This is a genomic window from Aliidongia sp., assembly GCF_035943795.1.
Classification (GTDB): Bacteria; Pseudomonadota; Alphaproteobacteria; order ATCC43930; family CGMCC-115725; genus Aliidongia.
The window spans coordinates 1-23,205 of sequence record NZ_DASZBY010000012.1 but is presented as its reverse complement, the minus strand read 5'-3'; the positions used below and the strand labels follow the sequence as shown (position 1 = coordinate 23,205).

21 protein-coding genes are annotated in these 23,205 nt (G+C 68.0%); 14 read left to right on the top strand and 7 right to left on the bottom strand.

The window, feature by feature from the left end; genetic code table 11:
* Positions 1 to 204, top strand: a 204-nt coding sequence (locus tag VGV37_RS02200; RefSeq protein WP_326877969.1) for an efflux RND transporter permease subunit, incomplete at its 5' end; no start/stop codon positions are given.
* Positions 201 to 3,308, top strand: coding sequence for an efflux RND transporter permease subunit (locus VGV37_RS02195; protein ID WP_326877968.1), 3,108 nt, complete (start codon positions 201 to 203; stop codon positions 3,306 to 3,308). The genes VGV37_RS02200 and VGV37_RS02195, both read left to right, overlap by 4 nt.
* 6 nt (positions 3,309 to 3,314) lie before the next feature.
* On the opposite strand, the gene VGV37_RS02190 is transcribed toward VGV37_RS02195, so the two are convergent.
* Together VGV37_RS02190 and VGV37_RS02185 are read right to left on the bottom strand one after the other, a co-directional pair.
* The gene (locus VGV37_RS02190; protein WP_326877967.1) at positions 3,315 to 4,499 is read right to left on the bottom strand and encodes a glycosyltransferase; all 1,185 of its coding nucleotides are present in this window, start codon (positions 4,497 to 4,499) and stop codon (positions 3,315 to 3,317) included.
* A 69-nt stretch (positions 4,500 to 4,568) separates the two neighbouring features.
* Complete coding sequence (locus VGV37_RS02185; protein WP_326877966.1) at positions 4,569 to 7,052, bottom strand: FdhF/YdeP family oxidoreductase; 2,484 nt, start codon at positions 7,050 to 7,052, stop codon at positions 4,569 to 4,571.
* A gap of 124 nt (positions 7,053 to 7,176) precedes the next feature.
* Between VGV37_RS02185 and VGV37_RS02180 the strand changes: the two genes are divergently transcribed.
* The 4 genes from VGV37_RS02180 (at position 7,177) to VGV37_RS02165 (ending at position 9,393) form a co-directional block, all read left to right on the top strand.
* Positions 7,177 to 7,452 (top strand): hypothetical protein, encoded by a 276-nt coding sequence (locus tag VGV37_RS02180; RefSeq protein WP_414637900.1) that lies wholly within the window; start codon positions 7,177 to 7,179, stop codon positions 7,450 to 7,452.
* Positions 7,453 to 7,465: 13 nt separating this feature from the next.
* Entirely contained in the window at positions 7,466 to 7,939 is a 474-nt protein-coding gene (locus VGV37_RS02175; RefSeq protein ID WP_326877965.1) for a nucleoside deaminase, read from the top strand.
* A 10-nt stretch (positions 7,940 to 7,949) separates the two neighbouring features.
* A complete protein-coding gene (locus VGV37_RS02170) occupies positions 7,950 to 8,201 on the top strand; it encodes a hypothetical protein (RefSeq protein ID WP_326877964.1) in 252 nt (83 codons plus the stop codon).
* A gap of 313 nt (positions 8,202 to 8,514) precedes the next feature.
* Complete coding sequence (locus VGV37_RS02165; protein WP_326877963.1) at positions 8,515 to 9,393, top strand: YihY/virulence factor BrkB family protein; 879 nt, start codon at positions 8,515 to 8,517, stop codon at positions 9,391 to 9,393.
* 9 nt (positions 9,394 to 9,402) lie between these two features.
* Here VGV37_RS02165 and VGV37_RS02160 read toward each other — a convergent pair whose 3' ends face one another.
* Complete coding sequence (locus VGV37_RS02160) at positions 9,403 to 11,205, bottom strand: chloride channel protein (protein WP_326877962.1); 1,803 nt, start codon at positions 11,203 to 11,205, stop codon at positions 9,403 to 9,405.
* Positions 11,206 to 11,290: 85 nt separating this feature from the next.
* Here VGV37_RS02160 and VGV37_RS02155 point away from each other — a divergent pair, with 85 nt between their 5' ends.
* The gene (locus VGV37_RS02155) at positions 11,291 to 11,710 is read left to right on the top strand and encodes a MarR family winged helix-turn-helix transcriptional regulator (protein WP_326877961.1); all 420 of its coding nucleotides are present in this window, start codon (positions 11,291 to 11,293) and stop codon (positions 11,708 to 11,710) included.
* A gap of 108 nt (positions 11,711 to 11,818) precedes the next feature.
* On the opposite strand, the gene VGV37_RS02150 is transcribed toward VGV37_RS02155, so the two are convergent.
* The 4 genes from VGV37_RS02150 to VGV37_RS02135 all read right to left on the bottom strand — a co-directional run bounded on the left by VGV37_RS02150 (position 11,819) and on the right by VGV37_RS02135 (position 17,256).
* Entirely contained in the window at positions 11,819 to 12,727 is a 909-nt protein-coding gene (locus tag VGV37_RS02150) for a cation diffusion facilitator family transporter (RefSeq protein WP_326877960.1), read from the bottom strand.
* Between the two features lie 39 nt (positions 12,728 to 12,766).
* Positions 12,767 to 14,743, bottom strand: coding sequence for a multicopper oxidase family protein (locus VGV37_RS02145; protein WP_326877959.1), 1,977 nt, complete (start codon positions 14,741 to 14,743; stop codon positions 12,767 to 12,769).
* Between the two features lie 95 nt (positions 14,744 to 14,838).
* Positions 14,839 to 15,441 (bottom strand): PEP-CTERM sorting domain-containing protein, encoded by a 603-nt coding sequence (locus VGV37_RS02140; RefSeq protein ID WP_326877958.1) that lies wholly within the window; start codon positions 15,439 to 15,441, stop codon positions 14,839 to 14,841.
* 75 nt (positions 15,442 to 15,516) lie between these two features.
* Complete coding sequence (locus VGV37_RS02135) at positions 15,517 to 17,256, bottom strand: alkaline phosphatase family protein (RefSeq protein WP_326877957.1); 1,740 nt, start codon at positions 17,254 to 17,256, stop codon at positions 15,517 to 15,519.
* A gap of 235 nt (positions 17,257 to 17,491) precedes the next feature.
* Between VGV37_RS02135 and VGV37_RS02130 the strand changes: the two genes are divergently transcribed.
* From VGV37_RS02130 to VGV37_RS02100, 7 genes are all read left to right on the top strand, one after another.
* Positions 17,492 to 19,198, top strand: a complete 1,707-nt coding sequence (locus VGV37_RS02130; protein WP_326877956.1) for a GspE/PulE family protein — start codon at positions 17,492 to 17,494, stop codon at positions 19,196 to 19,198.
* Between the two features lie 7 nt (positions 19,199 to 19,205).
* Positions 19,206 to 20,426, top strand: a complete 1,221-nt coding sequence (locus tag VGV37_RS02125; protein WP_326877955.1) for a type II secretion system F family protein — start codon at positions 19,206 to 19,208, stop codon at positions 20,424 to 20,426.
* Complete coding sequence (locus VGV37_RS02120; protein WP_326877954.1) at positions 20,423 to 20,884, top strand: GspH/FimT family pseudopilin; 462 nt, start codon at positions 20,423 to 20,425, stop codon at positions 20,882 to 20,884. The genes VGV37_RS02125 and VGV37_RS02120 overlap by 4 nt, the downstream gene beginning before the upstream one ends.
* The gene (locus VGV37_RS02115) at positions 20,802 to 21,251 is read left to right on the top strand and encodes a prepilin-type N-terminal cleavage/methylation domain-containing protein (RefSeq protein WP_326877953.1); all 450 of its coding nucleotides are present in this window, start codon (positions 20,802 to 20,804) and stop codon (positions 21,249 to 21,251) included. The genes VGV37_RS02120 and VGV37_RS02115 overlap by 83 nt, the downstream gene beginning before the upstream one ends.
* Positions 21,248 to 21,835, top strand: coding sequence for a prepilin-type N-terminal cleavage/methylation domain-containing protein (locus VGV37_RS02110; RefSeq protein WP_326877952.1), 588 nt, complete (start codon positions 21,248 to 21,250; stop codon positions 21,833 to 21,835). The genes VGV37_RS02115 and VGV37_RS02110 overlap by 4 nt, the downstream gene beginning before the upstream one ends.
* A gap of 12 nt (positions 21,836 to 21,847) precedes the next feature.
* Positions 21,848 to 22,930, top strand: coding sequence for a PilN domain-containing protein (locus tag VGV37_RS02105; RefSeq protein ID WP_326877951.1), 1,083 nt, complete (start codon positions 21,848 to 21,850; stop codon positions 22,928 to 22,930).
* Positions 22,927 to 23,205: hypothetical protein (locus VGV37_RS02100; protein ID WP_326877950.1), on the top strand; the 279-nt coding region annotated here is incomplete at its 3' end. The genes VGV37_RS02105 and VGV37_RS02100, both read left to right, overlap by 4 nt.

Here is a 23,205-nt window from a genome sequence, read left to right as displayed (position 1 = left end):
GCGGCGCTGCTGGGCGCCCTGCCGCTGGCGATCGGCACGGGAACGGGATCGGAGCTGCGCCGGCCGCTCGGCATCGCCATCGTCGGCGGCCTGATCGTCTCGCAGTTCCTGACGCTCTACACCACGCCGGTGATCTATCTGGGCTTCTCGTGGTTGCAGCGGCGCTTCACCCGCGGTACGCGCGCCGCCGCGGCGGCACCGTGAGGCTGCCCGCCCACCAGGCCGGGAACCTGTCGGCACCGTTCGTCCGGCGGCCGGTCGCGACCGTCCTGATCATGACGGCGGTGCTGCTGCTGGGGTTGGTCGCCTATATCGGCATGCCGATCGCGGCGCTGCCGGCGGTGGAACGGCCGACGATCGAGGTCTATGCGCCGCTGCCCGGCGCCAGCCCCGGCACGGTGGCATCCGCCTTGGCCCAGCCGCTGGAGCACCAGCTGGGCCTCATCCCGGGCATCGTCGAGATGTCGTCCTACGGCGGCACCGGTGGCGTCGACATCGTCATCCAGTTCGAACTGGCCAAGAGCCTCGACGACGCGGCGCAGGCGGTCCAGGCGGCGATCAACGCGGCGGGGCCGAACCTGCCGAAGGACCAGGCCTGGCCGCCGTCCTATTGGAAATCCAACCCGTCCGGCTTCTCGGCGATTGCCCTGGCGCTGACCTCCGACATCGTGCCGCCCAGCCAGCTCTACGAATATGCCGACAGCGTGCTGTCGCCGAAAATCTCGCAGCTGCCGGGCGTCGCCCGGGTCTCGATCAGCGGTGCCGAGCGCAAGGCGGTCCGGGTCCAGGTCTCGCCCGGCCGCATCGCCCAGATGAACCTGTCGCTGGAGGCGATCCGCACCGCGATCGTGGCGGCCTCGCAGAACCTGCCCAAGGGCGCGATCGACATCCAGGGCCAGAACCTGGTGATCGACGCCAACGACCAGATCCTGGCGGCGGACGAGTATCGCGAGATCACCGTCGCCTGGCGCAACGGCGCACCGGTCCGGCTGGGCGACGTGGCACTGGTGACCGACAGCGTCATCAACAACAAGCTGGACGGCTGGTACGGCACCGGCCGCGGCGTCGTGCTCTATGTCTACAAGCAGCCCGATGCGAACGTGGTCGAGACGGTCGATGCGGTGAAGGCGATGCTGCCCGAGGTCGAGCGCTGGCTGCCGCCCTCGGTCAAGGTCCATTCGGTCTACGACCGGACCCTGCTGATCCGCGCGTCGATCGCCGACGTGCAGTTGACCATCGGCATCGCGATCCTGCTGGTCGTGCTGGTCGTGGCCCTGTTCCTAAAGCATTTCTGGGCGACCCTGATCCCGGGCCTCACCATCCCGGTGGCGCTGGCCGCGACGCTCGCCGTGATGCGCGTCAACGGCTACAGCCTCGATAACCTCACGCTCATGGCGCTGACCATCGCTGTGGGCTTCGTCGTCGACGATGCGGTGATCGTGATCGAGAACATCATGCGGCGCATCGATGCGGGTGAGACACCGATGCAGGCGTCGCTGAACGGCACGCGCCAGATGGGCTTCACCATCCTGTCGATCACCGTGGCGCTGGCCGCCGCTCTCATTCCGATCCTGTTCATGCCCGACATCGTCGGCCGCTATTTCCGCGAGTTCGGCATCACCCTGGTGGCGGCGATCGGCGCATCCGCCTTCGTTTCCTTGACGCTGACGCCCATGCTGTGCAGCCGGTTGCTGAAGCGCGAGGACGTGCAGACCGAGCGCGCACGGGGCCGGATCGCAGGGCGCCTGTCAGGTTTCTATGCCGCCAGCCTCGACTGGGCGCTCAGCCACCGCGGCCTCGTGCTCGCGGCGGCGCTGGGGATCACGGCGGCCACGGCCGGGCTCTATCTCGTGCTGCCGAAAGGCTTCATGCCGACCCAGGATACCGGCGTGATGTTCGTGCGCACCATTGCGGACGCGAATATCTCGTTCGCTGCCATGGAAGACCGGCAGCGTGCGGTCGGCGAGACGATCCTGGGCGATCCGGCGGTGTCGGGTTTCACCTCGTACATCGGCGAGGGCAACGGCAGCGCGCTCAGCAACGGCCAGCTGATCGTCGCATTGAAGCCGCCGGACGTACGCAAGCTGTCGATCCAGCAGGTCATCGCCCGCCTGCGCACCAAGCTCGCCGCCCTCGACGGCATCAGGGCCTATTTCACGCCGATGCAGGACCTGAACTTCGGCGCGCAGTCGAGCACGTCGCGCTACCAGTACACGCTGTGGGGCATCGATATGGAACAGGTCATCCTGGCCGCCGCGACCATGCGCACCCGCATCCGCGCGCTGCCCCAGGTGACCGACGTCATCGCGAACTGGGAAACCAACGGCCTGCAGGCCGGGCTCACGATCGACCGGACCCGCGCCGCGGCCCTGGGCGTGACGCCGCTCGCCATCGACAACACGCTGGACGACGCCTTCGGCCAGCGGCAGATCAAGACGCTCTACCTGCCGACCAACTATTCGCGCGTCATCCTCGAGGTCGATCCCGCGGCGCAGGGCGACCCGTCCGTGTTCGGCCGCCTCTATGTGCCGGGCAGCGGCAAGGGCCAGGTACCGCTTGCAGCACTGACCCGGCCGTCACGCTCCCATGCGGTCATGTGGGTGCATCACAGCGCCCAATTCCCATCGGCGACCGTGTCGTTCGACGTCAAACCCGGCTCGACCATCACCGACGCCATCGCGGCTGTCCGCGCCGCCGAAACGGCGGCCCATCTGCCCGACGAGGTCAAGGCCGAGTTCCGTGGCGAGGCGGCCGAGGCGGCGAAGACCGGCGGGACCCAGCTGCTGCTGTTCGGTGCGGCGATCCTCGCCGTCTATATCGTGCTGGGCATGCTGTACGAGAGCTACGTCCATCCGTTCACCATCCTGTCGACCCTGCCCTCGACCGTGTTCGGCGCGCTGCTGGCGCTCTGGGTGACCGGCACGCAATTCACGCTCGTCACCTCGATCGCCTGCATCCTGCTGGTCGGCATGGTGATGAAGAACGCGATCATGATGGTGGATTTCGCGCTCGAGGCCGAACGACGCGATGGCCTGTCGCCTCAAGCGGCGATCCGCCAGGCGGCGCTGGCGCGGGTCCGGCCGATCACCATGACCATGCTCGTGGCCGTGCTCAGCGCCGTGCCGATCGCCGTCGGCACCGGTCCGGGCTACGAACTGCGCCAACCGCTCGGCATCGCGATCGTCGGCGGCCTGCTGGTGGCGCAGCTGTTCACGCTCTATACGACGCCGGTCGTCTATCTGCTGACCGCGCGCCTGTCGCGGCTCACGGCCGGCAAGCCGGAATTGTTTCTGCTGCCCGGGGAATGATCGCGGTCAGCCGGCCGCCGCGAGGCGCGCCGGTGGGTCGCCCTGTGCGCGCAGCCAACCGAGCACGCCGCGGGCGCGCAGGATCTCGACGGGCAGGTCGACCGGGTGCAGCCGGCGACGGCGCAGCGACGGACCCAGACGTTCGACCGCCGCCCAGAACGCCCCGAAGTGGGGCAACGCGTCGAGCTCTGTTGCCGTGTCTTCGGCGATGCCCAGGGCGGCAGTCCAGGCACGATCGCCCCATCGACCGGTCTCGTAGCGGTCGCGCAAGGCGGCGCGCCAATAGTTGCGATGGAGCGCGTCCAGCACCGGCTCCAGGGTCTCGTCGCATGGCGCGTTCGGGTCGGCCACGCGCTGCCGCAACGTGTCGGCCATGCCGCCCGCCGCCCGGCCGATCAGCCGGCACGAGGTCGTGACCCGGATCTCCGGGCAATGGCGGATCCGGGCATCCCGGCGCAACAGTTCCGCGACCAGCGCCCGGTCTTCGCCGACCCGACGCAGCGGCAGGCCGCCGATCGCTTCGTAGGCGGCCAGGGTCACCGCCAGGCTGGCCCCGGCCGCCATGGCGTGGCAGGGCCAGGGATCGTGCGGTTCCGGATCGATCCGCGCGCGCAATTCCGTCAGCATCCGGCCGTACCGGCTTTCCAGCCGTCCGCGCCGGCGTACGTCCGGCGGCAGGGAGCCGCTTTCTTCCTCGTCACCGACGACGTAGCCGGCCACCCCGTCGAGGCTGCGCGCGAAGAGCGCCTGGTGGCGCGCGATCCAGTCGGGCGCCACCCTCGTATCCGCGTCCGTGGTCAGGATTGCGCCGCGCCCGTCGCCGGCCTTCAGCCATCCTGCAGCGGCATCCATCGCGAGGCGACGGGCGGCACCGGCATGGGCGTGGCTGGGCGGCAGCTCGCGCGCCACGACCCTGAGCGCGAAGGGCAGGCGAGGGGTGTTGCGCCGTATCTCGTCCGCCGTCCCGTCGCGGCAGTTGTTGAGCAGCAACAGCACGCCGAACGCGTCCGACGGCAGCGCTCGCCCAGAGAGATCGACTTGCGCCGCGAGCGCATCGAGGCAGCCGCCGATCCTCCGAGCCTCGTCGCGGACCGGGATGGTCACGACCAGGGGCGGTGCCGGCGGGCAGGCCGCGCGCGCCGCCTCGCCGACCCAGGAGAGGAGGTCCGGAATGATCAGCCGTCCCGACATCGTGCGCCTGCTCCCGCCATGCTGTCCCGGTGCGGGCCTCAACAGGCGATCGGCGGTTCGGTTGCGCCCTTATCGACGCCGCGCCAGCCGCCAGCCGGCAATCGCTCCGACGGCGAGGGCCAGCGCCATGGCCCGGAACGGCTTGCGCCGCACCGCTTGCCCGACCAGGGTGCCGGCGACCTGACCGCCGGCGCCGACATCGGCGGCCATGTCGGCAAACGGCGTCGCCACCGCATCGACCGGGTGGGGCTCGATCGCCTCGGCACCCTCGATCCGCTCGATGCGGACGGGAATCGATTTCGCGGCCGGCACCTTCGCCCGTTCGGCATGGTGCCAGAGCGGGATCAGCGGGTTGCATTCCGGGTAATAGCCGCCGCAGCAGCCTTCCGGAATGTCGTAGGTCGTCACGCGCAGGCTGTCGACCGCCCGGTACCTGTCGTCGCCGGCATCCGTCACGATCCGCACGCGATCGCCCTCGGCGAGCCCCAGGCGCGCCATGTCGTTCCGGTTCATCAGCACGACCAGTCGGGTGCCCTGGATGCCGCGGAACCGGTCGTCATAGCCATAGATCGTGGTGTTGAACTGATCGTTGCTGCGCAGGGTGATCAGTTGCAGGATCTCACGCTTTTCGTCAGGTCGGTCGATATCCACGGCGAGACCGCGCGGCGTGATGAAATTGGCTTTGCCGGTCTTGGTCTTCCATTGCCGATGGCGGGCCGGCAGCGGGCGATGGAAGCCGCCCGGCGTCCACATGCGCTCGTTGAAGCCGTGGAACGCTTCCGGATAGGTCTGGGCGATCGCGTCGCGCACCGTGGAATAATCGCCGACCCAGGCATCCCAGGCGACGTTGGGGTTCGGCGGCAGCGTCGCCTTGGCGATACCGGCGACGATGGCTGGTTCGGACAGCAGGTCGGGGCTGGCTGGCGTCCGCATGCCAAGCGAGCCGTGGATGCACGACGTGCTGTCCTCGACGCTCACCGATTGCGGGCCGCTCGCCTGATTGTCGATCTCGATCCGGCCGAGGCACGGCAGCACGTACGAGATCTCGCCGTGGATCAGGTGGCTGCGGTTGAGCTTCGTCGCGATCTGGACGGTCAGGCGCAAGCGGCGCCAGGCCGGCTCGACCGCGTCGCGATCGGGCACCGCACGAACGAAATTGCCGCCCAGGCCTATGAACGCCTTGATCGTGCCCGCGATCACCCCTTCGCAGGTCTCGATCGTGTTGACGCCCTTCTCGCGCGGCGGCTCGAAGCCATACATCTCCTTCAGCTTGTCGAGCGGCGCCAGCTCCGGCTTCTCGGTCATGCCGACCGTACGCTGGCCCTGCACGTTGGAATGGCCGCGCACCGGGCAGATCCCGGCGCCTTCCCTGCCGATGTTGCCGCGCATCAGCAGCAGGTTGACCAGCATCTGGACGTTCTCGACGCCCATGCGATGCTGGGTCAGGCCCATGCCATAGACGCCGATGACGGCATCGGCCTCGCCATAGGCGCGGGCCGCCGCCTCCATGGCGCCGCGGGTCAGGCCGGAGCGCCGCTCCAGCTCTTCCCAGCCGTAGCCGCGCGCGGCCGCGGCGAATTCGTCGAAGCCGTGGGTGTGTTCGGCGATAAACGCGGTGTCGAGCAGGCGCGGCTCACCGGCCGCCTGGGCAGCGTCGTCGGCCGCCAGCAGCGCCTTGCACAGGCCCATGAGCGCCGCGATGTCGCCGCCGGCCTTGACCTGGTGATATTGCGAGCTGATCGGCGTCGACTGGCCGCTCAGCATTTCGAACGGCGCCTGGGGATTGGTGAATTCGACCAGGCCGCGCTCGCGCAACGGATTGAAGGTGATGATCGGCACGCCGCGCCGGCTCGCGTCCTGCAGGTCGTGCAGCATGCGCGGCGCGTTGGAGCCGATGTTGTGACCGACGATGAAGATGCAGTCGGTCTTGGGAAAATCATCGAGCGTCACGGTGCCGACCGGCACGCCGATGCTTTCCGGCAGCGCCACCGACGTGCTCTCGTGGCACATGTTCGAGCAGTCCGGCAGGTTGTTCGTGCCGTAGAGCCGGGCGAACAGCGCATACATGTAAGCGGTTTCGAGCGAGCCTCGACCGGAGGCGTAGAACACTGCCTGGTCGGGCTCGATCGCCTTCAACTCGCGGCCGATCTCCTGGAAGGCGTCCTGCCACGAGACCGGCAGGTAGCGGTCGCTCGCCGCATCCCAGCGCATCGGGTGGGTGAGGCGGCCCAGCTCTTCCAGGTCGTGGTCCGGCCAGCTCTCCAATTCGGCGAGCGTGTGCGCGGCGAAGAACGACGGCTCGGCTCGGCGGGTCGTGATCTCCCAGGCCGTGGCCTTGGCGCCGTTCTCGCAGAATTCGAACGGATGCGGCTCGGCCGGCTTGGCCCAGGCGCAGCTGACGCAGGCGAAGCCGTCCGGCTTGTTCTGGCGGGCGAGCACGAGGCTGCCGCTCGCCGGCACATGTTCGCGGGCGAGGTTCCTGAACAGCGAGCGAACGGAACCCCAGCCTCCGGCGGGTGCGTCATACGGCGTGAAGCTCGGTTCCGCGCACATCGGTCGCTCTCCCTGGTTCGTCCCGTGGAACAAGCGGTCGGCGGCCGCAACGGTTCCAGACCAGCAACCAATTCCCCGGCATTCTGTTGAAGACTGGAATCATCTCAAGCGACGGGAGGATCGCATGGCGACCGAGGATCCGCGGCGTCGGAGCGCCGAGCAGCCCCTGCCCAAGCAACAACGAGCATCGCCCGGTACCACGGCGGCACTCGATCCGCCCGCCGATCACGGCGAGCAATCCTATCGGGGGTCGGGCCGGCTCGACGGCAAGGTCGCGATCATCACCGGCGCTGCTTCCGGCATCGGCCGTGCCGTCGCCATCGCTGTCGCGCGCGAGGGCGCCGATGTGGCGATGACGGGGGCGGTCATCCCGGTCACGGATGGGCGGCCGATGCTGTGACGGAACATTCCTGATGGACGACGAGGCTTTCATGCGGCGAGCGATGGCGCTCGGCCGGCAGAACCCCGGTTCGCCGATCGGCTGCGTCATCGTGCTCGACGGCAAGATCGTCGGCGAGGGGCACAACGAGGTCGACTGCCGCCATGATCCCACGGCACATGCCGAGATCGTCGCCATCCGACGGGCGTGCGACGGCCTGGGGCTGCAGCAGATCGACGGCGCCACGCTCTATTCCACGCTGCAGCCCTGCGGCATGTGCAGCATGGCGAGCATCTGGGCGGGGATCGGCCGCATCGTGTTCGGGGCGGGCCGGGAAGACGTACATAAAATGTATTTTGAGGACCGCCATCTCGACACTATGGATTTCATCCGCGACGCCTACCGGGATGACCTGCGGATCGACGGCGGCGTGCTGCGCCGGGAATGCGCGGCGATGTACTATGGGCCGGACGACGTGCCCCCGGTCGAAGAGCAGGCGAACATCTGACGGGCGTGTCTTGTCTGACGGGTTGCCGGTACCGGAGCGCTATTGGTCGGCGCTGACTATCTGGCTCGGCATCACCATGGCGGTGCTCGACCCGGCCGTCGCCAACGTGACGCTGCCGACCATCGCGCATGACCTGTCGACCACGGCCGCGGAGTCGATCTGGGTCGTCAGCGCCTATCAATTGACCATCGTCGTCTCCTGCTGCCGCTGGCGGCGCTCGGCGGCGTCATCAGCTATCGCCGGGTCTACCTGGGCGGAATGATCGCTTTCACCCTGGCGTCGCTCGGCTGCGCGCTGGTGCACACCCTGCCGGCCGATGCGTCTTCCTTCGACGTGGCCTGGCGGATGGCGATCTGCGGGCTGGTTCCGCCTCGCGACCAGCGCCGAAACGACGGCGCTCGGCATCGCCATGGCCGCGGTCGCGCTGGGTGCCGTCGTGAGCCTGTCCCGCCTGATCGATCGGCGCACCCGACCGCGGCCGATCCGAGCCGGGTGCAGGACGCCTCGTAAGCGGGATCGAACCGTCCGCGCTGCCATCTGTTGTGACTGGGCCTGCCCCGTTGCGAGGAATGTGGATGCCCAGCCCAGTCGTCCTGATCAAGGAAAGCGTCGCCGCGTTCATCGACGACAACGCGCTCAGCCGCGGCGCGTCGATCGCGTTCTACGCCGTCACCTCGATCGCGCCGGTGCTGGTCATCATCGTCGCGATCGCGGGGCTGGCGTTCGGCGAGGAGGCGGCCCGCGGCGCGCTGGCCGGGCAGTTGAGCGGATTGATGGGCAAGGACAGCGCCGACCTGCTGCAGAACGCCGTCGCCGCGGCTTCCTCGAAAAAGTCCGGCACCATCGCCAGCATCGTGGGCGTCGCGGCTCTGCTGATCACCGCCTCCGGTGTATTCGGCGAAATGCAATCGGCGCTCAATGCGATCTGGAAGGCATCGCCCAGGGGGACGACGGTCTCGCGCCTGATCCGCGCCCGGGCCGTCAGCCTGGGACTGGTAGCGGCGCTGGGCTTCCTGCTGCTGGTCTCGCTGGTAGTCAGCGCCGGCCTGTCCGCGCTGGGCGACTATCTGGACGCCCGCATGCCGTTCAACGTCACCCTGCTGCACATCGTGAGCTTCGCGATCTCGTTCGCGTTGATCGCCGTGCTGTTCGCCGCGATCTACAAGGTCCTGCCGGACACGCCGATCCAATGGCGGGACGTCCTGGTCGGCGCCGTGGTCACGGCCTTTCTGTTCGACGCCGGCAAGTTCCTGATCGGCTTCTATCTGGGCAGCAGTGCCGCCGCGTCGGCCTACGGCGCGGCGGGATCGCTGCTGATCGTGCTGCTCTGGACCTATTACTCCGTCCAGATCTTCCTGCTCGGTGCGGAGTTCACCAAGGTCTACGCCGGCCACCGCCACGCGCCGCCCGCGGGGCGTCGAAATTCCGGACCCGCATCGCAGCCGTCCTCCTGAGGCCGTTCGTCACGCGCTCTGCGGGTCCTTCGCGGTCCTGCCGAAGAACGCTTCGCGGTCGGTCTCGGATGCCGTGACGGTCGACCGGATGCGCAGGAGATCCTTGCGCGCGACGAGGCCCGCGATCCAATGGGTGCCCGGTTCGACGATTGGGATGCGGCCAAGATCCTCCGCGACCATCAGGTCCGCCAATTGCGCCAGCACCTGGTTGGGATGACCGAGGGCGAGGGCGGTGTCGGACAGCGCGTCGTAGAGGGTTTCCTGCTCGTGCGGCTTCTCGGTTCGCCAGCGCAGCGCATCGGCGCGCGTCACCATGCCGATCAACCGGCCATCGGCCGCCGTCACGGGATAGGATTTGTGCCGGGGCTCGCCCGACGCGAAAAACGACGCGGCAGCCGAGACCGACATCGTCGCGGGAAGCGTGTCGACGGCGGTCACCATGACATCGGAAACGCGCAGCAGCTCGAAGGGATCGACGGAATATTCCCGTGTGATGTGCTGGCCGCGCCGGGCAATCTTCTCGGTCAGGATGGAGCGCTTCAGCAGGAGCACGGTGACGGCATGGGCCGCACCCGTCGCGGCCAGTAGGGGCAGCAGCATCTCCATGTTGCCGGTAAGCTCGACCGCGAACAGCACGGCGGTCAAGGGCGAGCGCATGGTGCCCCCCATCATCGCAGCCATGCCCAGCAGAGCCCAGAACGACGCGTCACCGGGAAGGAGTTGCCCCTCGAGCCAGCCGGCGGCACCGCCGAGGATCAGGAGCGGCGCCAGAACGCCGCCGGAGGTGCCGGACGCCAGCGCCAGGACCCAGATGGCGGACTTCACAGCAAGCAGGCGGAGCGATTCGCCCAGGACCATGTGGCCGGACAAGAGGTCGGCGATGATGTCGTATCCGACGCCCAGCGCGCGTGGATCGATGAGCCCGCCCAGCCCGACCATCACGCCGCCCAGCATCGGCCACCACATCCAATGCAGGGGCAGATGGTCGAACAGATCTTCGGCGGCATAGAGCAGTCGCGTCATGGCGCCGGACTGGAGTCCGGCCACGATCCCGACGCCGGCACAGGCGATGAGCCCCCACCAGGGCAGGTCCGGATGAGCGGCGAACGGAAACAGAGGGCCGTGCCCGAAGAACAGGGGCCGCCAGGCCGCCGAGACGATCGAGGCCGCGACCACCGGAAGGAAGCTCCGGGGCTTCCATTCGAACAGCAGCAGTTCGATCGCCAGCAGCACCGCGGCGATGGGTGTGCCGAAAATCGCCGTCATGCCGGCGGCGGCGCCAGCGACCAGCAGCGTCTTTCGCTCCGCTGCCGTCAGATGGAAACATTGAGCGAACAGGGAACCGATGGCGCCACCGGTCATGATGATCGGGCCTTCGGCGCCGAACGGACCGCCGGTACCGATCGAGATGGCGGAGGACAGCGGCTTCAGGACGGCGACCTTCGGGTGCATTCGGCTGCCACCGATCAGGATCGCCTCGATCGCTTCGGGAATGCCATGGCCTCGGATCTTCTCGGAACCGAAGCGGGCCATGAGGCCGATGGCAAGCCCGCCGAGCGCCGGTGCCGCAACCATCCAGGGGCCGGGAATGGCGTCGGCCATGGAGAAATTGGCGGTGCTGAAACGACCGGCCCACACGAGATTCGTCACGAACGCGATGAGCTTGATCAACGCCCAGGCAGAGGCGGCGCCGGCGCTGCCCACGACCAGCGCCATGCTGATCAGCACCAGCACCTGACGGTCGGCCGTGAAATCGCCCAGGATCTCGCGATGTCGAGATTGCGCAGGGATTTTCGGTATTGTCTGACGCATGGCGCTGCCTGGTTATCTGAAAGACCGACGTAGATATATCGCATTGCGATATGTATCAAGGGGCGTCAAAAAAGGAGAGGGCTCGATGTCGACTGCGCGGCCGATCGGCGACGAAGATTACGAAGCGCTGGCGGCCTTCCGGCTCGCCCTGCGCCGCTTCCTCACGTTCAGCGAGGCCGCCGCGCGCGATCGCGGGCTGACCGCCCAGCAGCATCAGGCGATCCTCACCATCAAGGGGCATGGAAGCGGGCGGCCGCTGACGATCGGCGAACTGGCCGATCACCTGCTCATCCGGCATCACAGCGCCGTCGAACTGGTCGACCGCCTGGTTCAGGCGGAACTGGCCACTCGCGCGAGCGCTGAAGACGACCGGCGACGGGTCGTCGTCGCCTTGACGGCCAAGGCGGAGGTCATCCTGAGGGAACTGTCCGCCACGCATCTCGATGAGCTTCGACGCAGCAGGACGTTGCTGGAGCAGTTGCTGGAACGCCTCGGGCCGCCCTGAGGGACGGATCTCTGCGCCGATCCGTCCGAAGACGACAAGTTCGTCACCTGCGCCTGCCCTGCAGTGCCGGCAGCGCGGCGTACCCCAAGCTCTGCGTGGAACGCTTCGCTACGGCGCCACGCTGCGGATTTCGATCGCCAGGTGCGATAGCAGGTCGAACCGGGCAAGGCGCGCCCGGTAGTAATCCGGATTGCGTGGCTTGTTGGTCGTCACCGATACGATCGCGCCGAGATGCCCGGGACCCAGACGCCACAGCCGAAGGTCGTTCAGCCGGTCGCCGTCGAGTTCGATCTCCGCCCGGATCTTCGCCGCCATCTCCCGGTCGGGCGTCCGATCCAGCAGCACGGCGCCGGTCGCGCGCACGAGGGCGTAGGACCAGTTGGCGATGACCAGCATGCCGAGGAGACCCATCAAGGGGTCCATGAAGGCGAGGCCCAGAAATTTGCCGGCGAGCAGCCCCAGGATCGCCAGCACGGACACCGCCACGTCGGCGATCACATGGAACAAGGCAGCGCGCATATTATTGTCGCGGTTTGTCGCGCCGGGACCGTCGTCGCTGCCGCTCAGCAGCCACGCGCTCGCGACATTGACGGCCAGGCTGGCCACGGCCGTTGGGATTGCGATGTCGAAATCGATCGCGCCAGGCTGGAACAGGCGGGTGATTGCTTCGTAGCCGGTCAGGACGGCGACGATGGCGAGCACGATCGCGCTGGAGAAGCCCGCGAGATCGCCCAGCTTGCCGGTGCCGAAGGCGAAGGATGGATCGTCGGCATGGTTGCGGGCGTAGGCATAGGCGACGGCCGCGATCACCAGCGCCGCCGCATGGGTCGACATGTGCAGGCCGTCGGCGACCAGCGCCATCGAGCCGAACAGGCGGCCGGCCGTGATTTCCAGCACCGTCATGGTGGCGCACAGCGCGATGACGGTCCAGGTCTTGCGCTCGTTGCGTTCGTGACCGCGACCCAGGAAGCCGCTTTCCGGAACAAACGCCGGCTCGGCCGCCTCGCTCGCCGCCATTCCCCGGCCCTCCCATGAAACGGCCATGTGCCGACGGTCCTACGGCCGGCCGGCGGAAGCGTCCGCGGCTTCCTCCGGGCTGCGGCAGATCGGCGGATTGCCCAGGATGTCCACGGGTCCAAGCTCGGCTTTCTGCTGCAGGGCGGTCTGCGGCGGCAGGACGCGGATGACGCCCATCATTCCCGAATCCTCGTGATCGACCAGATGACAGTGGAACGGGATGTCGCCGGCGAGTTCGGGCGGGAAATACAGCTTGATGCGGATCTTGCCGGGCACGACCGGCGCGCGTGCCTTGGTGACGTCGGTCGAATGCGCGGTCGGCACCGTCATGACGTCGAGCAACTCGGGATTGCGTTGCGGCTTGCCGTCGACCTCGATCACGCGGAAATGCACCTGGTGGATGTGGAAGGCGTGCAGCTCGTTGGTCCAGTTCTCGACGACCCATTCTTCGGTCGTGCCGGCATTCACCGTGATGGTGGGCGGCGCGTCCATCTCGAACGGCCGCAGCACGGCGCCCGGCTTGCGTTCGAAGATGTAGAAGTCGTTCAGGTCGTCCGACCCCGGATGCGGATATTCGGCGAATGCGATGGTCCGCAGCCGGTCGGTCTTGCGCGCCAGCAGGCCGGTGAACGGGCCCGGCACCGTGCCGGTGGCGACGGGCGTCGCCGGGATCTGCATCGCGGTCGCGACCGCAGGCGCCGCCGGTTCGACCGAGGTGAGGTAGGCGAGCCGCCGTTCCGGCACCTTGTCCCCGGCGCAACCGGTATCGACCGCCTGGCTGACCAGGTAGGCCTTGTGGCCCGGGGCGGGCGCGTCGACGTAGAATTCCAGGCGGCCGGCGGGCGGCACCAGTTGAGCAGCGACCGTCGTCTCCGGCGGCAGCGGATTGCCGCTGTCGTTGCTGAGCGGCACGCCGTCGCGCGCGGCGATCGCGATCGGCAGCGGCTTGCCGGCCTCGTCCACCAGGACGAGATCCAGGAACGAGTCGGTCGCGGCATTCAGTACGCGCCATAGCTGCTTGCGGCCGGCACCGATCTCCAGATGGGCCAGGTCGGCATCCTTCGCATCGCCGTCGAGCACGACCGCGCCGTTGAGCGTCAATTCGTCGGTGCCGGTAGTGGCGGAGCAGGCCATCTCGTCCGCGGTATCGACCTGCTCGCCCGACCGCCGGCGTTTCCTGGCATGGGGCTTCTCTGCAGCCGGCTCGCCGCCGGGGCCCGCCGCATCGCCTGTCGCCGGAGCGGCTGCGGGGGCATCGAGGTCCTGGGACTGGCGGACCACGAAAACCCGATCCTCGATTCCAGCCGCGCGCCGCGCATCGTCGGCCGGCCCTTCGACGATCAGCGCGCCCGACAGGCCCATCAGCATCTGCGCCTGGACCTCGCCATGCACATGCGGGTGGTACCAGTAGAGCCCGGCCGGCATCGCCTGGTCGATCCGGTAGTGATAGACGAATTCGCGGCGGCCGCAGCGCGCCGGCCCGACGGCCGGGTCGACGCAGGTCTTCAGGGTTTCGTCCTGGGGCGCCATCGGCGAGACGGCGAGCCCGTGCAGATGCAGGTTGGTGGTGCCGGTCGCCTTGTGATGCATCGCCGGCAGGACGGGATGGAATCCCGCCTGGGTCGGGATCGGCGGGTTCGGGTCGTCCAGATGGCCCGGTACCACCAGCTTGTCGAGCGCGCCCGGATCGGTGATCTCGTTGCGCAGCTTGATGAACATATCCTCGCCCTGTCGCACGCGGATGACCGGCGCCTCGGCGATCTGGCCGAAGACGTAGCAGAGCCGGTTCGGATCCTGGCGGACGGTCAAGGTCACGATCTGGAACGGGCCGACGGTGGGGATGTCGGGCGGGAAATGGCCGCGTGGCGGCGTGCCGACGCCGCAGGGCGCGTCCGCGGCCGAAACCAGGAAATCTCCGGTGAAGCCGAAGCCGGGCTGGTCGTCCCAATCCGCCCGCGCCTCGCCCGCGGCGAGCAGGAGGAGGCCGGTCAGGATCGCGGAAGGAAGTCGGCCCACAATATACCTCTACGCCGGCGATAGGGTGCCGCCGATACAGTCCAAGACGATGAGGGAGGCCGTACGGGCCGGCCTCCCTCGACGTGTTTCTTCGATCAGGCCAACGTCGCCGACGGACCACGGCGGCGGATGCCGTAACCGACCAGCCCGACGACACCGACCAGCATGAGCGCCAGGGCAGACGGTTCCGGAACCGCCGTGGCCGAGACGTTGGTCAGGTCGAAGGCGCCGAGATCGTTGCTGACGGCGAAGTTCAGCAGCGTGGAGGTGCCGGTCGCCGTGAACTGGGCGTCGAACGTCTGCCAGTCGCTGCCGCCGACGTCGGCGACCGAGAGCGCGCCCAGCGTGACGCCGCCGACCTGGGTGGTGAAATAATCGGGCGCCGTGGTTCCGGCCTCGGCCTGACGGAAAAAGGTCAGGTCGTAGGTCTGGCCGGCGATGGTCGACAGCGTCTGGCTGAGATCCAGCTCGCTGCCGCTGGTGCCGAGGAAGGCGGCGTTGCCGGTCGGCGCGCCGATTTCGCCCGGGGGTGCCAGGACGTGGCTGACGCCGTTGAACGAGGTATCGCCGCTCAGCGTCCAGCCGGCGAAGTCACCCGTGCCGAAATTGCCGTTGGTGACGAGATCGGCCTTGGCCGGGTTCGAGATGGCAGCGGCGATCATTATCGCCGCGGTGGCCGCAAGAATGCGAAGTTTCATGAAACTCTCCGTTATCGATCAAGCGCCAAAGGCCGCCGGCCTGGGACAGGCCGGGCCGGCGGCCGATCGGCGGACTTACCAGGCGCGGCCGACGATCGTGCCCTTGACCGGGTCGAGCTGGAGCTGGCGGGTGTTCGGGGCATCGACGAAATCGAACATGCCGTCGATGGCACCGGCATAGCGGTCGGTCGAACCCGAGCCGTAGGTCGGCGGCGTCGGGCCGTCGATGAAGCCCAGGCCCCAGTTCTTCTCGACGAAGGCGATGATCGACGACTGGTCGGTCAGCGTGTGGTCGACGTAGTTGGTCTTGGCATAGGGCGACACGACGATCATCGGCAGGCGCGGACCGAAGCCGCAACGACCTTGCACGCCACCGGTGGCGGCCGGGCCGCACGCGCCGGAACCGGTCAGCGCATCCTGGCCGGCAATGGTCGACTGACGCACGTTGGACGGCACGGCATGGTCGTACCAGCCATCCGAGTCGTCATAGGCGATGACGATCGCAGTGGACGCCCAGGACGAAGACTGCTGGATCGCATTGATCGCGGATGCGATCCAGGCCTGTTCGACCAGCGGATCGGAATTGCCCGGATGGCCGTCCTGATAGGCCGGCGCCTTGATGAAGCTGACCGCCGGCAGGGTGCCGTTGGCGAGCGACGCGAAGAAGTCGCTGGTGTCGTAATTGTGGTTCGCCTGGTCGGTCGTGCCGATCGCCGCGACCGAGGTCGGCCGCAGATGATGCGGGTTGCGCGTGCTAGCGTAGTACATGAACGGCGCGTGATGGGACGAATAGTCCGTGACGGCCGTATGGATCTCGCCGGTGTGGTTGATCGTCGGTTCCGGCACGGTGTAGGTGGTGCCGCTGACCACGACCTGGTGGCCGGTGTGGCTGGCGGCGCAGACCGCGGGGGTCACGACGTTGCCCTGGCCGTCGAACGTCGCGGCCGTGGTCGGCGCGAAGCCGCCCTGGAACCAGCCCCAGGTGACATTCTGCGCGTTCAGCAGATCGCCGATGTTCTTGCCGGTCATCTGCAGGGTGGCGGTATGGACCGAGCCGCCCTTGTCGCCGCCGCAATCATCCAGGTAGGCGTCGAGATCGTTCAGCAGGCTGACGTCGGTCTCGGTCGTGGTGCCCGTCGGATCGAAGGCGCTGCCCGACGACGTGCCGAGCGGCAACTGGCCGCCGTAGGTGTTGCCGGCGATCAGGTTGATGGCGCCGGGCGAGGACGGGCCGAAGTTCGTGCCATAATTGTTGTCGCTCAGCGCGTAATGCTGGGCGTAGTTCCAATAGGCGGTCACCAGGTTGCCGTCGTAGTAGCCCATCACGGTCGAGCCTGCCGGATCGCAGCCGTTGCCGCGGCCGGCGTTGTTCTGCGGATATTGATCCATCAGGCCCTTGTCGGCGGCCGCCTGCTCGGGACCATAGCTGTGGTTCATGCTGCAGGTGTAGGCCTGGGACGGCAGGAACCGGAACGGATTGGCCTGATTGCCGCTCGTATCCTTGTTCGGGTTCTGCGTCAGCAGGGCCGGGGTCAGGCCGTTCACGGTCGGCGTGTTGGTCTTGGGCGTGAAAGCGGGTGCCGCGACGCCGGCATAGCTGGTCTCGCCCGCGTTATTCGCCGCGTTTGGATAGGTGCCGAAATAATGGTCGAATGAAACATTCTCCTGGAACAGCACGACAACGTGCTGGATGGGCGTGACGGTGCCCGTCGAGCTCGCTGCGAACGCCTGCAGCGGCGCCAGGATGGTCGTGAGCGACGTGGCCGCCATAAGCGTGCAGGCCAGCGCCGTCCTCATAATCTTCGTAGACTTCATGTGCATGATCTCACCCCGGAAAATATCGCTAAAAACCGAATTCGACGCCCCAGCCGGCCGAAAGCGTCGAATTGTATAAATCCGTTCCATGACGGCCATGTGTCGGTTCCGGGAAGATTGATCCGCGCACATAGATTGTTAATTCCAGCTTCCGGACGACCCGGACGCCCGCTGTCACGGAACCGTCAGAAGCCTTCGCTATGATCGGTTGCTGGTGCCTGGCGGAAAGAGCGGGATGTTGGTCGAAGAGGTGGATCGTCGGCGGTTCGAGCGGGTCTTGGCCGGCGGACTGATCGAGCAGGGCAAGCTCGAAGCGGCGGCGTTCGACCGGGTCGTGCGGTTGCAGTCGGGCCGCGAAGAACGGCTCGAAGCCCTGCTGGTCAAGCTGGGTTTCGCGAACGAGCGCGACGTGGCCGAGGCGGTGGCGGCGCAGCTGGGATTGGCCCTAGCCGTCCCTGCCGACTATCCTGCAGCGCCGGTACTCTCCGACCGGATCAACCCGAGCTTTCTGCGCCAGAGCGGGGTTCTGCCGCTGTCGGAATCGCCGGCCGGGCTGCGCCTCGCGATGATCGATCCGTTCGACGACCACGCCCGGCGCGCCATGGCAATGGTCGCCGCCCAGGCCGTCGAGCCTTTCGTCGCAATTCCTTCCGAATTCGAGAGCGCCTATGCCCGGCTCTATCAGCCGGACGCCACGGACGCGCCCGACGAGGCGCGTGCCGGCGCCGACGACGACATGCTGGAGGATGCCGACCGGCTGCGCGATCTGGCGAGCGAGGCGCCGGTCATCCGGCTGGTCGGCCAGATGATCAGCCGCGCGGTCGAAAGCCGCGCGTCCGACATCCATATCGAGCCGTTCCAAAACCGGATCGCCGTGCGCTACCGGATCGACGGCGTGCTCCGCGACATGGAGGCGCCGCCGCTGCGCCTCAAGGCGGCCATCACCTCGCGCATCAAGATCATGGCCAAGCTCAATATCGCGGAGCGGCGCCTGCCCCAGGACGGTCGCATCCGGACGACGGTACTCGGCACGGATTTCGACCTGCGCGTCTCGACCTCGCCGACGCTCTATGGCGAAAGCGTCGTCCTGCGCATCCTCGACCGGTCGAGTCTGGTCGGCGACCTGCCGGCACTCGGGTTCGAACCGCCGCTGTTGAGGCGTTTCTTCGCGGCGTTGGAGCAGCCGCAGGGCATCCTGCTGGTGACCGGGCCGACCGGCAGCGGCAAGACGACGACGCTCTATACCTCGCTGATGCGGCTGAACGCACCGGAGAAGAAGCTGTTCACCGTCGAGGATCCGGTCGAATACCAGGTCGACGGCGTCAATCAGATTCAAGTTAAGCCGCAAATCGGCCTCAGCTTCGCCGGCATCCTGCGCTCCATCCTGCGCCAGGATCCCGACGTCATCATGATCGGCGAGATGCGCGATCTGGAAACCGCGCAGATCGCCATTCAGGCCGCGCTGACCGGGCACCTGGTGCTGTCGACCCTGCATACCAACGGGGCGACGGCGACGGTCACGCGCCTGCTCGACATGGGCGTGAACAATTACCTCGTGACCTCGACCGTCGCGGGCATCTGGGCGCAACGCCTGGTGCGTCGCCTGTGCCCGGCCTGTGCCGAGCCCTATGGGGTCGACCCGGAATTGGCCCTGCAGTTGCGCCTGCCGACACCCGAGGGTGGGGGGCCGATCCGCCTTCACCGGGCCTGTGGTTGTGCCGCCTGCCATGGCACGGGCTATCGGGGCCGGCTCGCGATCGCGGAATTCCTGGTCATGACCGACCCGATCCGCCGGCTCGTCCTGCGCCACGCGGACGCGGTCGAAATCCAGAGCGCCGCCCAGCAGGAAGGCATGGTGCCGATGTATGACGACGGGGTGCGCAAGGCGCTCGCGGGCCTCACCACCGTCGAGGAAGTGCTGCTCGTGACCCGGGACCTGTAGGCAGGCCATGGCGCTCTACCGCTATGAAGCCGTCGCTGCGTCCGGAAAGCTCCTCACGGGCGAGATGGCGGCCGAAAGCCGCGCAGCACTCATCGCCGAGTTGCATCGGCAGGGCCATGTGCCGATCCGCGCCGACCAGGCGGCCGGGCGTCGCCTGCCCAGGATCTTCACGGCGGATCTGCTGAAGCCGCGGGCCCGGTCGCTCCGCCAGTTGCTGGCGTTGACCGAGCAACTGGCGACCCTGCTCCAGGCCGGGCTCGCCCTCGATCGCGCCTTGGATATCGCCAAGCAGATCCTGACCCGGCCGATCGACCGCGACGTGATCCAGGCCGTGCTCGACCGGATCCGTGCCGGCAGCACGCTGGCCGACGCGATGGCGGCCCAGGAGGGCTTCTTCCCGCGCTATTACGTCGGCATGGTGCGTGCCGGCGAGGCGGGGGCCTCGCTGGACGGCGCGCTGCGCAAGATCGCCGATTATCTGCGCCGGTCGCTGAGCGTGGCGGAGGAGACGAAGTCCGCCTTGATCTATCCGGCCCTCGTGGTCGTGACCGGCATGGGCACGGTCGCGATGCTGCTGGGCAGCGTCGTCCCGCAATTCCGCCCGATGCTGGAGCAGAGCGGCAACGCGCTGCCGCTCGCCGCCCAGGCCGTGCTGATCGTGTCGGATCTGGTGAACGGCTATGGGCTGGGCGCGCTTGTCGTCCTGGGGGTGCTCCTCCTCGCGGCGCGTCAGGCACTGGCTCGGCCGAACGGTCGCTTGTGGCGCGATGGCCTGCTGCTTCGCCTGCCCAGGATCGGGGCGATCGTCACCAGGCTCGAGATCGGCCGCTTCGCGCTCACGCTCGGCACCTTGCTGGAAAACGGCATGTCGCCGCTCGCGGCCCTGCAGATCGCGCGGGAATCGGTCGGCAATCGCGCCATCGCCGCCGCATTGGAGCCGCTCGGCCCCTCGCTGAAGGCGGGCCGACGGCTGGCCGAGGCCATCGCCGCAGTCCGGTACGTTCCGTCTCTCGCGGTGCAACTGGTCCGCGCCGGCGAGGAAGCCGGCCGCCTGGAAGACATGCTGGTCAAAGTGGCGGAAATCTTCGACGAAGAGGCGAGGCGCAGCATCACGCGCCTGCTGGCGGTGCTGATTCCCGCCATCACCATCGTGCTCGGCATCGTCGTGGCCGCCATCGTCGGATCGCTGCTGACGGCGATCCTCAGCGTCTACGACATCGCGGGATGAGACGATGCGGGAACGGGCGCGCCCAGGCCGGCTTCACCCTGATCGAGCTGATGGTCTGCCTGGCGCTGGTCGCCGCCACGCTCGCCATGGCGTCGCCCGTGCTCGGGCGCCTGCAGTCGGGCTTTGCTTTTCGGAACGCCGCCCATGACGTGGCCGACCAGATGCAGCAGGCGCGTGCCAGGGCGATCGACGGCGGCCGGCCCGCCGAATTCGCGATCGACCTTTCGACCGGCGTCTATCGCGGTGGACCCGACCGGATCCGACGGCTGCCGTCCGGCCTGCAGCTGTCGATGCTCACGGTCGATGGCGAGCGGCTTGGCCGATCGGCCGGCGCGATCCGGTTCTTCCCGGACGGCAGCTCGACCGGCGGCGGCATTGCGTTGGTCCAGGGCAACCGTCGCCTCGACGTCCGGGTCGACTGGGTCACCGGCCGCATCAGCGTCGAAAGCCCGCGATGACCGGGGCTTCACCTTGATCGAGGTCCTTGTGGCGCTGGCCATCGCCGTGCTGGCGCTCGCCGCCTTGTTCGGTCTGGTGCGCGGCGCGCTCATCGGCACGGCCCGGTCGGAAACCATCGCAGAGGCGACCCTGCTGGCGGAATCGACGCTCGAAGCGATGGGAACGGTGGCGCCCCTGGTCGATGGCGATACCGCCGATCAGCAGAACGGCCGGTTCCACGTCCACGCGACCGTGCAGCGCTACCCGGACGTGGCCGCCAACGGCTATGTCGTCCCTTACGCGCTGGCGACCACGGTCTCCTGGCGCGACGGCGGCCAAACCCGTTCGGTCTCGCTCTCGACCCTTCGGTTGGGGGCACCGCCATGAAGCGGTCTGCGGCCGCCGGCTTCACATTGATCGAGCTGCTGGTCGTGCTCGCGATCTTTGGCCTCATGTCCGCGATGCTATCCGGCGGATTCCATTCGCTCAGCCATATCGTCGAGACCGGCAACCGTCGCGTCGACCGGACCGCCCAGCTGACTCTGACGGCGAATTTCCTGCACCGGGTCGTGGCGGACGCGCGGCCGCTGCCGGATGGCGCCGACCGCGTGATGTTCGAAGGGACTGAAGACGCCGTGCGCTTCGTCGGCGCGCCGCCGGTCGCGCTCGCCAAAGGCGGGTTTCACATGCTGCAGGTCGATGTGGAAGGCAAGCCGCACCAGCTGGTCTTCCGGTCCGGCCCAATGGGCGACACCAGGCCCGCGCGCTCGATCCTGCTCGACGGTGTCGCCGACGCGCGCTTCGCCTATTTCGGCCGGCTGCTCCGAACCCAGCCGGCGAATTGGCACGACCAATGGCCAGGCACCGCGGGATTGCCCCAGCTTATCCGCCTGCGCGTCACCTTTACCGACGGATCGTCGGCCCCGGACCTGATCGTCGCCCCGCGACCGACCGAAACCGGCTTCCAATAGAATGACCATGCCATGACGAACGACATGCTCCAAACGGCGCGGCACGCGCTCAACGCGGCGGTACGCTGGTGGCTGGGCGAGTTGGCCGGATGCCTACCAGGGACGTTGCGCCGCCGGTTGACCCTCGGCCGGAGGGAGCTCGTCATCGGCTTGACGTCCGGGCGCACCGCCCGCCTGGCATTCCGTAACGGATCCGAAACGATCGAGCTGGGCGAAGCGAACTTGGCGGATGATGCGGAGAGTTTCGTCAAACTGCTGACGCGTCATCGCACTGCCGCCGTGGTCGTCCGGTTGCCGGCGGAGATCGCGTTGCGCTCGACCGTCACGCTCCCCCTGGCGGCCCAGCGCAATCTGGCCGAAGCGGTCGAGTTCGAGCTGCCGCGGCGCACGCCGTTCCAGCCTGATACGGTCTATCACGCGTTCAGGGTGGTCCGGCGCGATCGGGGCCAAGCACAGCTTGCCATCGAGCTGACGATCGCACCGCGCCGGAGCGTCGATGAGATGCTGGGCTGGCTGACGCCGTTCGGCGTAACGCCACGCCGGGTCGAGATCGCCGGCGACGCGCGCCATCCCATGGCATCGCCCGATCTCACGGGCCAGAGCCGCCCCTCCCGGCAGCCTTTGCTGCGGCTTGCGGGCCCCTTGGGGTTCGCTGCCCTGGCGAGCGTTCTGTTGATCGGCGCGATCGTCGTTCCGTTCGTGCGGATGGACCAGCGCATCGAGGCACTGACCCAGACCGTCGCGGCGGAAAAGCTGGCGGCGGATGAAGCGCTCAAGCTGCAGGCGGAGATCCGTGACCGGACCCGCGATGCCGGCTTTCTCGACGGTCGGAAGCGGGCAACCGCCTCGCCGACCCGCATCCTCGATGCGCTGACCCGGCTGTTGCCCGACGACACCTGGCTGAACACGCTCGACGTGAAGGGCGACGAGATCGTCATCGCCGGCGCGTCGGCGTCCGCATCCTCGGTCATCGCCCTGCTCGACCGATCGGCCTCGTTCCGCAAGCCGACCTTCCGTTCGCCGGTGACTCAGGCCCTGCGCAGCAGCCAGGAACAGTTCAACATCGCCGTCCAACTGGCCGGAGCCATGCCATGAAGCTCTCCGGGCCGCCTTGGGCCGGCAAGGCCGCAGCCCTGCTCATCCTGCTGGCGCTGCTGGTCCTGGCGAAGGTGATCGCCGTCGATCCGCTGGTCGATCTCTATGTCGCGAATGGCGAGCAGATTGGGACGCTGACGGCATTGTCGGCCCGCTACCGCGCGCTCATCGATCGGGTGCCGGTGCTGCGGGCGGAGCGCGATGGGCTGGCGCGGCAGGTGACGGCCGACAACGGGTTTCTGAAGAACGGCAACGACACCTTGGCCGCCGCCGAG